The sequence below is a fragment of the Janthinobacterium sp. 1L-D-8-B-C4 genome (assembly GCF_057291295.1).
Genome location: NZ_JBXAVX010000007.1, coordinates 263252 through 275922, shown reverse-complemented (window position 1 = coordinate 275922; position 12671 = coordinate 263252). Strand labels below are relative to the sequence as shown.

8 protein-coding genes are annotated in these 12671 nt (G+C 61.9%); 4 read left to right on the top strand and 4 right to left on the bottom strand.

Features of this window, described 5'->3' with window-relative positions:
- The first annotated feature begins 68 nt into the window (after positions 1 to 68).
- A complete protein-coding gene (locus AC0Z42_RS14850) occupies positions 69 to 782 on the top strand; it encodes a TetR/AcrR family transcriptional regulator (RefSeq protein WP_485468976.1) in 714 nt (237 codons plus the stop codon).
- On the opposite strand, the gene AC0Z42_RS14845 is transcribed toward AC0Z42_RS14850, so the two are convergent.
- A complete protein-coding gene (locus AC0Z42_RS14845) occupies positions 783 to 1931 on the bottom strand; it encodes an STAND family AAA ATPase (protein ID WP_485468975.1) in 1149 nt (382 codons plus the stop codon). It abuts the gene before it with no gap.
- Between the two features lie 210 nt (positions 1932 to 2141).
- Here AC0Z42_RS14845 and AC0Z42_RS14840 point away from each other — a divergent pair, with 210 nt between their 5' ends.
- Entirely contained in the window at positions 2142 to 2783 is a 642-nt protein-coding gene (locus AC0Z42_RS14840; protein ID WP_485468974.1) for a hypothetical protein, read from the top strand.
- Between the two features lie 52 nt (positions 2784 to 2835).
- Here the strand turns inward: AC0Z42_RS14840 and lpdA are convergent, their stop codons facing one another.
- From lpdA to aceE, 3 genes are all read right to left on the bottom strand, one after another.
- Positions 2836 to 4638, bottom strand: a complete 1803-nt coding sequence (gene lpdA / locus AC0Z42_RS14835) for a dihydrolipoyl dehydrogenase (protein ID WP_485468973.1) — start codon at positions 4636 to 4638, stop codon at positions 2836 to 2838.
- A 10-nt stretch (positions 4639 to 4648) separates the two neighbouring features.
- A complete protein-coding gene (gene aceF, locus AC0Z42_RS14830; RefSeq protein WP_485468972.1) occupies positions 4649 to 6331 on the bottom strand; it encodes a dihydrolipoyllysine-residue acetyltransferase in 1683 nt (560 codons plus the stop codon).
- 91 nt (positions 6332 to 6422) lie between these two features.
- Complete coding sequence (gene aceE / locus AC0Z42_RS14825) at positions 6423 to 9119, bottom strand: pyruvate dehydrogenase (acetyl-transferring), homodimeric type (protein ID WP_485468971.1); 2697 nt, start codon at positions 9117 to 9119, stop codon at positions 6423 to 6425.
- Between the two features lie 571 nt (positions 9120 to 9690).
- Between aceE and folD the strand changes: the two genes are divergently transcribed.
- Together folD and AC0Z42_RS14815 are read left to right on the top strand one after the other, a co-directional pair.
- Positions 9691 to 10536: a bifunctional methylenetetrahydrofolate dehydrogenase/methenyltetrahydrofolate cyclohydrolase FolD gene (gene folD, locus AC0Z42_RS14820; protein WP_485468970.1), complete on the top strand. Its 846-nt coding sequence runs from the start codon at positions 9691 to 9693 to the stop codon at positions 10534 to 10536.
- 62 nt (positions 10537 to 10598) lie between these two features.
- Positions 10599 to 12668, top strand: a complete 2070-nt coding sequence (locus AC0Z42_RS14815) for a M3 family metallopeptidase (protein ID WP_485468969.1) — start codon at positions 10599 to 10601, stop codon at positions 12666 to 12668.
- The last annotated feature ends 3 nt before the right edge of the window (positions 12669 to 12671 follow it).

Genomic DNA, 12671 nt, shown 5'->3' with positions numbered 1-12671 from the left:
ACGATTGCATTTCATTTTAATTTGCACTACAGTGTGAGCCATTACTTACCTTCCACGAGACCCAGACCATGTCCGAGCCAGGCCTCAGCGACACGCTTCCCATCGATTCCGCCGACCAGAACAGCATGGAGTTCGGCTGTTGCGGCAAGAGCGCCGGCCGGCCGCGCGCCGCCGACATGGAGGCGCGCGCGGAAAACCTGCTGCATACGGCAGGCCACCTGTTTCTGGACAAGGGATACAGCAAGGTCAGCCTGGAGATGATCGCGCGCGAGGCGCATGTTGCCGTGCGCACCATCTATGTGAAGTTTGGCGGCAAGTCGGGCTTGTTCAATGCGGTGGTGGAACAGAAGCGCGCGGCGTACTTTTCCACCATGCCGGCGCTGCAGACGGACATGCGTCCGCTGCACACCATACTGGCCGAGTTCGGTGTACTGTTCATGCAATTGATTACCATGCCGGCGGCAATCCGCCTGAACCGCATGGTGATCGCCGAGGCGGCCACCCATCCGGAACTGGCCGAAACGTTCTACAAGGTAGGGCCTGGACAGACGCGCGAGATGCTGACCCGCTTTTTCGGCCGGCCCGATATCGCACCGCTGTTTCGCGCTGCGCTCACGCCGGAACTGCTGTCCATGCATTTGCTGAACTGCCTGCTGGGCGACCAGATGTCGCGTTTGCTGTTCCCGCCGGACACCCAGCCCGACGTGGCGCAACTGCGCAAACTGGTGGCCGTCAGGCTCGACATGTTCTTGCGCGGCACCTTGCAGGACGCGCCAGCCTGATCAGGAGCGGCTGCAGGCTTCCTGTGCCGGCGCCTGGCGCTCGCCATCGAGGCCGAGGGTCTTGAGGAAAGGCAGCGCCCCAGGCAGGCCGTGCGCAAGCGGCAAGGCTGTCGTGCCATCGCGCCGCTCGGGGGCGTACGGCATCAGGCCGAACGAGGTCTCGAAGCGCTGCGCCAGGAAATACGTACGGAAATAATCGTAGGCAAACACCACCTGCCCTTCGGCCTGCATCAGCAAGCCCTTCGCATACAACGGGGCCAGCCATTGGCGCGCCGAGATATCAAAGCCCTTGACAGCGCAATAGTCGCTGGCAAAGCGTTCCAGTTCATCCTGCTGCAAGAACAAGCTCCTGGCCTCAAACAGCACAAAAGCCAGCTCGATCAGGAACTCGCGCGCCGCCAGCGGCTCGTCCGGCAGGGCTTGCCGCACCAGCTCACGCTTTCCCAGCAAGCCGTCGAGGTAGGCGCCATCCTGGGCCAGCTGCGGCAGCAAGGTGGAAAATACATATTCGGCATCGCGTTGGGCCGTATCCTGGCCATTCGGCGTGTACAGCACGGACAGGCCGAAGGTCTTGCCGGCCTCGTCAAATTCGCGCAGGGCCACCGTCCACTGCGCGCTGGCCGCCTCGGCATCGTATTCCAGCAGGGCATAGGCCGCGCGTTGTACCGGACCGCCATACAGACTGGCAGGACTGCTCTTGAACAGGATGCCCAGCGACTTCATCAAGGAACTGCTGTCGCCCGTATGGCCGTTGCCGTGAAACACAGCGTGAATATTCTTGTACAGTCCACGCTGTTCGGCCGTGGCGTGTTCGCCGGCGGAAAAAAAGCTGAACCCGGCGCGGCCGGTGGCAAGCGCCGTGCCTGCATGGGCGCGGCTGCCCGGTACCAGGTAAAAACGCGCACCCGGCAAGCTGGCCGCCTGCAGCAAGGGCCGCAGCAGGTATTCATAGATATAGGCAGGCGTGGTATCGGCGCAAGCGTCAGGCGCCACCAGCTCGCCCGTAAAGAAGATCGCGTCGAGTTGCGTGCCCGCATCGCGCAAGGCAGCGAGCTCCTGGAGCAAGGCATGCAGCACCGGTGCCTGGGCTTGCTCATCGCCACGGCACAGGCGCACGTCGGCGAGATGGATAGCGGTAAATTTTTTCATCGTTGCACTTCTTTCTCGGCACAGCCTGGCTTGACCGGCGACGTGCAAGAAAAAATCACGCTGTCTGGCCAGGCAGAGCGAAACATCGCTTTGGACCCCTATTGTGCCATTTTTTCCCTGGGGCAATACTCTCCAATTTTCACTGCTGACATATGCACAGGCAAGATCGCGTGTATAGTTGCCTGCTCCCCAATATTGCAAAACAAAAAAATGCTACTCAACACCATCGGCATTCCCGCCAGCCACCCCGGCCGCAGCGTGGCCACCCTGCTCGCCTTTCTGGCCACCCTGTCGCTCGCCTGCTGGGTCGGCTACGGCGTCGACCCGCACCTGGCCGATGAAAACCACCTGATGGAAAACATCCAGGCCGTCGCCCTGCTGCTGGCCTGCCTGGTGCATGGCTGGCGCGCCAGCAAGCTCGACAAGAAAAGCGTGGGCTTCATGCTGCACGCCGGCCTGTCGCTGCTGATGTATTCCTTCTTCCTGCGCGAAGTGGTCATCCGCGACTTCGGCGCACCGGGCAACCAGTTCTGGCCCTGGACCGAGCATATCCTGCGCGGCATTGGCTGGAGCTGCTGGGTGATCTACCTGGTGGCCTTCGCTTCGCGCGTCAAGCGCATCTGGGCGCTGCGCTGGCAGCTGCTGGCCACCCCCGTCATCATTACCGCCCTGTGCGGGGCCGTGCTGATGGCGTCCGGCTGGCCTTTCGACAAGAAGAAATTCCACTCGATCTCGGAACAGGATTCGGGCTTTATCGAAGAACTGCTGGAGATAAACGCGTATGTCATCTTGTTGGTCGGCTCGGCGTCGGCGTCGCTGCGCGAAGTCAGCGAAAGCGAAGAACGACAATAAAAAAAACCCCGCAATCGCTTGCGGGGTTTTTTTTGACGTTAGCAGCTTGCGATCAACGCTTGCGCGGTGGCGGCAAGTCGGTGCAGACACCTTCATAGACCTCTGCCGCCATGCCGATCGATTCGCCCAGGGTCGGGTGAGGATGGATGGTCTTGCCGATATCGGTGCCGTCGCAGCCCATTTCGATCGCCAGGGCGATCTCGCCGATCATGTCACCTGCATGCGTGCCGACGATGGTGCCGCCGATGATGCGGTGGGTTTCAGCGTCGAACAGCAGCTTGGTGAAGCCTTCGGCGCGGCCATTGGCCACGGCGCGGCCCGAAGCGGCCCACGGAAAGTGGCCCTTCTCGACCTTGATGCCCTTGGCTTTCGCTTCGTCTTCGGTAATGCCGGCCCATGCCACTTCCGGATCCGTGTAGGCAACCGATGGAATCACCTTGACGTCGAAGTGCGACTTCTGGCCGGCGGCGGCTTCGGCCGCCACGTGGCCTTCATGCACGGCCTTGTGCGCCAGCATCGGCTGGCCGACCAGATCGCCAATGGCGAAGATGTTCGGCACGTTGGTGCGCATCTGGCTGTCGACTTCGATGAAGCCGCGATCGGTAACGTTCACGCCGGCCTTGTCGGCGGCGATCTTCTTGCCGTTCGGGCTGCGGCCGACGGCCACCAGCACCAGGTCATAGATCTGCGGCGCCGGCGCGGCAGCACCGGCTTCGGCTGCTTCGAACGTGACCTTGATGCCTTCCGGCAGCGCTTCCACCGCGACCGTCTTGGTCTTGGTCATGATGTTGTCGAAGCGCTTCTCGTTGAACTTCTGCCACACCTTGACGGCGTCGCGGTCGGCGCCCTGCATCAGGCCATCCATCATTTCAACCACGTCGATGCGCGCGCCAAAAGTGGAATACACGGTGGCCATTTCCAGGCCGATAATGCCGCCGCCGATGACCAGCATGCGTTTCGGGATCTGGCGCAGTTCCAAAGCACCGGTCGAATCGACGATGCGCGGATCTTCCGGCACGAACGGCAGCTTCACCACCGACGAGCCGGCAGCGATGATGGCCTGCTTGAACTGCACCACTTTTTTCGTGCCATCGGTGCCGGTCACTTCAATGTGGTTGGCAGACAGGAACTGGCCCACGCCGGTGACGACTTGCGTCTTGCGTGCCTTGGCCATGCCGGCCAGGCCGCCCGTCATGTTCTTGATCACGCCTTCCTTGTACGCGCGCACCTGGTCGATATCGATGGTCGGCTTGGCAAACGTCACGCCGGTATTGCCCATGTGGGCCGTCTCGTCGATCACGGAAGCGACGTGCAGCAGCGCTTTCGACGGGATGCAGCCGACGTTCAGGCACACGCCGCCCAGGGTCGCATAACGCTCGACGATGGCAGTGCTCATGCCCAGGTCGGCCGCGCGGAAGGCCGCCGAATAGCCGCCAGGACCGCCGCCCAGTACCATCATGTCAACGGTGATATCGACCTGGCCCGAGTAGCTGCCGGCCGGGATCGCGGCCACCGCCGCTGCAGGTGCAACTGCGGCCGGAGCTGCAGCCGGAGCCGCAGTCGGTGCGGCTGCAGGAGCAGGAGCCGCAGCCGCCGGCGCAGCAGCAGCGGCGCCATCAGTTGCTTCCACCACCAGCAGCGCGCTGCCTTCGGCGATCTTGTCGCCAACCTTGACCTTGATTTCCTTGACCACGCCGGCGTGGGTCGAAGGAATCTCCATGCTGGCCTTGTCCGATTCAACTGTAATCAAGGACTGGTCCACCTTGATGGTGTCGCCGACCTTGACCATCAGTTCAATGACTTCGACTTCCTTGAAGTCGCCGATATTCGGTACTTTTACCTCTACTGTGCTCATGTATCGCTCCTTACAGCAGAATTTTGCGCATGTCGGCCAGCACTTCGCCGAGGTACACCGAGAATCGCGCGCCCATTGCGCCGTCGACCACGCGGTGGTCGTACGACAGCGAGGTGCCCATCATCAGGCGTGGCTGGAAGGCCTTGCCGTCCCATACCGGCTTGATCGAGGCTTTCGACAGGCCCAGGATCGCCACTTCAGGCGCATTGACGATAGGCGTAAAGTGCGTGCCGCCGATGCCGCCCAGCGACGAAATGGTGAAGCTGGCGCCCTGCATGTCGGCCGGTTTCAGCTTGCCTTCGCGCGCCTGCAGCGACAGGTCGGTCATCTCCTTGGCGATCTGCGAGACCGATTTCTGGTCGGCGTTCTTGATCACCGGTACCACCAGGCCATTCGGCGTGTCCGCCGCAAAGCCGATGTTGTAGTACTGCTTGAGGATCAGGTTTTCGCCCTTGGCGTCCAGCGACGAGTTAAACGCCGGGAATTTCTTCAGCGCCGCGACGCAGGCCTTGATGACGAAGGCCAGCATGGTCAGCTTGGCTGCATCCTTGTTCTTCGCATTGGCGGCGTTGGTGTCGACGCGGAACGCTTCGAGGTCGGTGACGTCCGCTTCGTCGAACTGCGTGACGTGCGGGATCATGACCCAGTTGCGGTGCAGGTTCGGACCCGAGATTTTCTTGATGCGCGACAGCGGCAGCAGTTCGGTGGCGCCGAACTTGGCAAAGTCCAGCGACGGCCATGGCAGCAGATCCAGGCCGACGCCCGAACCGCCCTTGGCTGCGGCAACCGGTGCATTTGGCGCGGCCACCGCGCCCGACATCACGCCCTTGACGAAGTTCTGCACGTCTTCCTGGGTAATGCGGCCTTTCGGACCGGAACCGCCGACGCGCGCCAGTTCCACGCCCAGTTCGCGCGCGAACTTGCGGATCGATGGCGAGGCGTGCGCCAGCTTGCCATTCGCTGCAGATGCGGCAGGGGCGGCGGCTGGAGCAGCGGCAGGCGCAGGCGCCGAAGCGGCAGCAGCGGCTGGCGCGGCGGCGGCTTGTGCCGGTGCAGGAGCGGCTGCAGCAGGAGCAGCAGCGGCAGCGCCACCGGCCGCTTCCACCACCAGTACCAGACTACCCTTGGCAACCTTGTCGCCTACCTTGACTTTCAATTCTTTCACGACACCGGCGTGGCTCGATGGAATTTCCATGCTGGCCTTGTCCGATTCAACCGTCAGCAGCGACTGGTCAACGGCGATGGTGTCGCCAACCTTGACCATCAACTCAATGACTTCGACTTCCTTGAAGTCGCCGATATCGGGCACGGTCACTTCGACCAGACCGCCGGCGGCGGCTGGTGCAGGAGCGACGGCAGCTGGCGCAGCAGCGGCAGGGGCAGGGGCAGCTTCGGCAGCCGGTGCAGGCGCGGCAGCAGCAGGTGCCGGCGCGGACGCGGACGCGGACGCATCATCGGCCACTTCCAGCAGCAGTACCAGCGAACCTTCGGCGATCTTGTCGCCGACATTGACCTTCAATTCCTTGACGACACCGGCGTGGCTCGATGGAATTTCCATGCTGGCCTTGTCGGACTCGACCGTGATCAGGGACTGGTCAACCTTGACCGTGTCACCTGGCTTGACCATCAGTTCGATAATCTCGACTTCCTTGAAATCGCCGATATCCGGGACTTTGACTTCCACAATGCTCATAGCTTGCTCCGTTATTTTATTTGTCAGATGGACCCGTACACATGCCAGGGCGGCGCTTTCGCACCGCCCTGGCTGACCGGGTCCGCAACGATTACTGGGTCACCGGATTCGGTTTGTTGGCGTCGATCCCATACTTGGCGATCGCCTGCTCCACTACCGACACGTCGATCTTGCCTTCGTCAGCCAGCGATTTGAGCGCAGCCACGGTGACATAATAACGGTTCACTTCGAAGAACTCGCGCAGCTTGGCGCGGCTGTCCGAGCGGCCAAAACCATCGGTACCGAGCACTTTGTAGGTGCGGTCCTTCGGCATGAAGGCGCGGATCTGTTCTGCAAAGGCGCGCATGTAGTCGGTGGTGGCGACGATCGGGCCGTCGGTATCTTTCAACAGCGACGTCACGTACGGCACGCGCTGCTCTTTCGACGGGTTGACCATGTTCCAGCGCTCGGCATCCTGGCCATCGCGGGCCACCAGCGTCAGCGACGGTGCCGACCACACATCGGCCGCCACGCCCCAGTCGTTCTGGAGCAATTCGGCGGCGAAGATCGATTCGCGCAGGATGGTGCCGCAACCGATCAGCTGCACGCGCAGCTTGGCGTCCGCCGCGCCTTCCTGCAGCTTGTACATGCCTTTCAGGATGCCTTCTTCCTGTCCTGGCTTCAGGCCTGGCTGGGCGTAGTTCTCGTTCATGATCGTGATGTAGTAGAACACATCTTCCTGGTTGGCGATCATGCGGCGCAGGCCGTCCTGGATGATGACGGCGACTTCATGGCTGAAGGTCGGATCATACGGCATGCAGGTCGGGATGGTGGCGGCAAAAATATGGCTGTGGCCATCTTCGTGCTGCAGGCCTTCGCCGTTCAGGGTGGTGCGGCCGGCGGTGCCGCCCATCAGGAAGCCACGGGCGCGCATGTCGGCCGATGCCCACACCTGGTCGCCGATGCGCTGGAAGCCGAACATCGAGTAGAAGGTGTAGAACGGAATCATGATGCGGTCGTTGGTCGAGTACGACGTCGCCGCGGCGATCCACGAGCTCATGCCGCCCGCTTCGTTGATGCCCTCTTGCAGGATCTGGCCGGCCTTGTCTTCGCGGTAGTACATCACCTGGTCCTTGTCGACCGGCTCGTACAGCTGGCCTTTCGGATTGTAGATGCCGATCTGGCGGAACAGGCCTTCCATGCCGAAGGTACGCGATTCATCGACCAGGATAGGCACCACGCGCTGGCCCAGAGTCGGGTCTTTCAGCAGGGTGGAAATGACGCGCACGAAGGCTTGCGTGGTCGAGATTTCACGGCCTTCAGGGGTCGCGTCGAGCACGTTCTTGAAGGCGTCCAGCGCTGGCACCGGCAGGGTTTCTTCGGCTTGTCGGCGGCGCTGCGGCAGGTAGCCACCCAGGGCCTTGCGGCGCTCGTGCAGGTAGACCATTTCCGGCGCATCGTCGGCTGGCTTGAAGAAAGGAATATCGGCCAGTTGGTCGTCCGGGATCGGCAACGAGAAGCGGTCGCGCATTTCCTTGATGGCTTCGTCGTCCAATTTTTTGGTCTGGTGCGCCGTGTTGCGCGCTTCGCCGGACTTGCCCATGCCGTAGCCCTTGATGGTTTTTACCAGCAGGACGGTCGGCTGGCCCTTGTGTTCCTGGGCGATCTTGAATGCCGCGTAGATCTTGTGCGGATCGTGGCCGCCACGGGTCAGGCGCCAGATGTCGTCGTCGGTCATGTTGGCAACCATTTCCAGCAGCTTCGGATGCTTGCCGAAGAAGTGCTTGCGCACATAGGCGCCGTCTTTTGCCTTGTAGTTCTGGTATTCGCCGTCGACGGTTTCCATCATCACGCGCTGCAGGATGCCTTCCTTGTCCTGCGCCAGCAGGGCGTCCCAGCCCGGACCCCAGATGACCTTGACGACGTTCCAGCCGGCGCCACGGAATTCGCCTTCCAGTTCCTGGATGATCTTGGTGTTGCCGCGTACCGGACCGTCCAGGCGCTGCAGGTTGCAGTTGACCACGATGACCAGGTTGTCGAGCATGTCGCGTGCGGCCAGGCCGATCGCGCCCAGGGATTCCGGCTCGTCCATTTCGCCGTCGCCGCAGAAAGCCCACACCTTGCGGTTGTCGGTCTTGGCAATGCCGCGTGCGTGCAGGTATTTCAGGAAGCGCGCCTGGTAGATCGCCATGTGCGGGCCCAGGCCCATCGACACGGTCGGGAACTGCCAGAAGTCAGGCATCAGTTTCGGATGCGGATACGAGGACAGGCCCTTGCCGTCGACTTCCTTGCGGAAGTTCAGCATCTGCTCTTCGGAGAGGCGGCCTTCGAGGAAGGCGCGTGCGTAGACGCCCGGCGAAGAGTGGCCCTGGATGTACAGCAGGTCGCCGCCGTGGTCGGCCGTTGGCGCGTGCCAGAAGTGGTTGAAGCCGATACCCAGCATGTTCGCCAGCGAAGCGAACGACGACAGGTGGCCGCCCAAGTCGCCGTCGGCGCGGTTGGCCTTGACCACCATGGCCATGGCGTTCCAGCGCATCCACGAACGCAGGCGCTCTTCGTATTCGAGGTTGCCAGGGCAGTGTGCTTCTTGTTTGGTGGGGATGGTGTTGACGTAGGCGGTGGTGCTGGAGAAAGGAATCTGGGCGCCGCGGCGGCGGGCCAGGTCGACCAGGCGTTCCATCAGGTAATGCGCGCGTTCCGGACCTTCATTTTCCAGTACGGCTTCGAGCGCATCCAGCCACTCCTTGGTTTCCTGCATATCCGGGTCGGCGCCGATCTGTGTCGTTACCTGGTTCAGTTGATCTGACATCTGTTGAGTCTCCTTTTGTGAGCGCCCCACGCCGATTTTCCGGATCGCTGTCGGACGGTATTTCGCTGATTATTTACTATTAAGGTCGATAAGTGTGGGGATTCTAACAGTGTATTTTGTATTTTTCAAATTACGATATAGTATTTCATATTGTGAAATTTCCCTCGTAGAATATGCTGCAGTGCCGCAAATTCTGACCAGAAATTAGCGTGATCAAAGTACCAAAGGTGACACCAAAAACTCGCAGGCCCTGCGCTCCCTTGCACACCCTTGCTCCAACAGCACACCAGCAAAACGCATTAACGCCCCAGTCGCCCGCCCAGGCGCTCCGGGCCAAGCGGGCCTGAAAAATGTCGAGGGCAAGGCGCAGCGACGCAGACAGTACGCCAGTACGGCAAGGAAGCTGCAACGCCGCCATCGGCATTTTCTCGGGCCCGCGTCTCCGGCCCGCCGCTTTTACGCCTTGCGCTTTCAAACGGCTGGCACAGCAACCTGGCGGCACCAAAACCGCCCCTTTGCGCCGCCCGGCTTTATAATCTGGTTTTCCCTGCCACAGCTCTCAGCCACCACTATGCCAGCACAACTGATCGACGGAACCGCCCTCTCCCAAAAACTGCGCAGCGAAATCGCCACCCGCGCCGCCGCCCTCACCGCCAAAGGCACCCAGCCCGGCCTGGCCGTGATCCTGGTCGGCGAAGATCCGGCCAGCCAGGTGTATGTGCGCAACAAGGTCAAGGCCTGCGGCGACGTCGGTTTTCATTCGGTGCTGGAAAAGTATGAGGCGGACCTGTCGGAAGCAGATTTGCTGGCACGCATCGCCAGCCTGAACGCCGACCCGGCCATCCACGGTATCCTGGTGCAGATGCCGCTGCCAAAACATATCAACCCGCACAAGGTGATCGAAGCGATCGCCACCACCAAAGATGTCGACGGCTACTCGGTGCTGAGCGCGGGCGAACTGCTGACCGGCCTGCCAGGTTTCCGCCCATGCACGCCGTACGGCTGCATGAAGCTGATTGAAAGCACCGGCGTCGATTTGCGCGGCAAGCACGCGGTCGTGATTGGCCGCAGCAACACGGTCGGCAAGCCGATGGCGCTGCTGCTCTTGCAAGCGAACGCTACCGTCACCATCTGTCATAGTGCAACACCGGACCTGGGCCACCACACGCGCAACGCCGACATCGTCGTCGCCGCCGTCGGCCGCCGCAATACCCTGACGGCCGACATGGTCCGCCCGGGCGCCATCGTGATCGACGTGGGCATGAACCGCGACGACAACGGCAAGCTGTGCGGCGACGTGGACTTTGCCGGTGTGCGAGAGATCGCTTCGCATATCACGCCGGTACCTGGCGGCGTCGGTCCGATGACGATCACGATGCTGCTGATGAATACCGTGGAAGCTGCCGAGCGCATCTAAGACGCGCATAAGAATCACCGGGGCGGCATGACCGCCCTTTTTATTGAATATGGAGCTGCCTGATGACGACCAATCCTTTGCTTGATTTTTCCGGCCTGCCACGCTTCGACGCGATCACGCACGAGCATGTCACGCCTGCCATCGACACCCTGTTGGCCCAGGCGCGCGCCACCGTGGCGCAGCTCGAAGCACCGGCCGATGAAGTCAGCTGGGACAACTTCGTCACGCCGCTGGACCAGATCGGCGAGACCCTGGGCCGCGCCTGGAGCATCGTCAACCACCTCAACAGCGTGGTCGACACGCCCGAACTGCGCGCCGCCTACAACGCGAACCAGCCCAAGGTGACGGAGTTCTGGACCGAGCTGGGCCAGAATGAAATTCTGTTCGGCAAATACAAGCAGTTGCAGGCCAGCGCTGCCTTTGCCAGCCTGTCGCCGGCGCGCCGCCGCATCGTCGACAACGCCGTACGCGACTTCCGCCTCGGTGGCGCCGAACTGCCCGACGACAAGAAAGAGCGATTCGGCGCGATCCAGGAAGAACACGCGGCTGTTTCCACGCGCTTTTCCGAAAACGTGCTTGACGCCACCAATGACTACAAGCTGCTGGTCGAGAACGAAGCTGACCTGGCCGGCCTGCCCGACGACGTGAAGGCTGCCGCGCGCGCCGCCGCCGAAAAAGCCGGCAAGCAGGGCTTTGAGTTCTCGCTCCATTTCCCGTCGTACTTCCCTATCCTGCAATTCGCCGACAAGCGCGAACTGCGCGAAACCATCTACCGCGCCAACGCCACCAAGGCATCGGACCAGGGCACTGTCTTCAGCAAGAAGGAAGACTGGGACAATACGCAAAACATCGTCACCCTGTTGAAGCTGCGCGACGAAGAAGCCAAGCTGCTGGGCTACGCCAATTTCGCCGAAGTGTCACTGGTGTCGAAAATGGCGACCTCGCCCGACCAGGTGATCACCTTCCTGGAAGACCTGGCCCGCCGCGCCCGTCCGTACGCCGAGAAAGACCTGGCGGAACTGAAACAGTATGCACAGGAAGAGCTGGGCATAGCCGACCTGCAAGCCTGGGACGTGCCGTATGCGTCCGAAAAGCTGCAGGAGCGCCGCTATGCGTTCTCGGCGCAGGAAGTGAAACAGTATTTCCCCGAACCCAAGGTGATCGACGGCCTGTTCCGTCAGATCCAGAATCTGTTTGCGGTCGAGATCAAGATTGACACCGCATCGGTATGGCACAAGGATGTGCGTTTCTACCGCATCGAACGCGATGGCAAGCTGGTCGGCCAGTTCTACCTGGACCTGTATGCGCGCGCCGGCAAAAGCGGCGGCGCCTGGATGGACGACGCACGCGGCCGCCGCGCCGACGCCAACCACGTGCAAACGCCGATCGCCTACCTGACCTGCAATTTCACGGAACCGGCGGTGGTCGATGGCCAGGCCCAGCCGGCGCTGTTTACCCACGATGAAGTGATCACCCTGTTCCACGAATTCGGCCACGGCCTGCACCATATGCTGACCGCCGTCGATGAACTGGGCGTGTCGGGTATCGCCGGCGTCGAATGGGATGCCGTGGAACTGCCGTCGCAATTCATGGAAAACTTCTGCTGGGAATGGGAAGTGCTGGAACATATGACGGCGCATGCCGTCACCGGCGAGCCGCTGCCGCGCGCGCTGTACGACAAGATGCTGGCGGCAAAGAACTTCCAGTCCGGCCTGCAGACCCTGCGCCAGGTCGAGTTCTCGCTGCTCGACATGCACTTGCACTATGACTACGACCCCGCCAGCGGCCAGAGCGTGCAGCAACTGATCGACGGCGTACGCGCCAAGTTCGCGCTGATCGTGCCGCCATCGTTCAACCGCTTCCAGAACTCGTTCGGCCATATCTTTGCCGGCGGCTACGCGGCCGGCTACTACAGTTACAAATGGGCCGAAGTACTGTCCGCCGACGCCTATGCGGCGTTCGAGGAAGCCAAGGCGCTTGGGCCAGATGCGAGCACCGAAACCGGCAAGCGCTATCTGCAAGAGATTCTGTCGGTCGGCGGTTCGCGCCCGGCGCTGGAATCGTTTACCGCCTTCCGCGGCCGCGAGCCATCGATCGATGCCCTGCTGCGCCACAGCGGCATGGCGGCCTGAAGG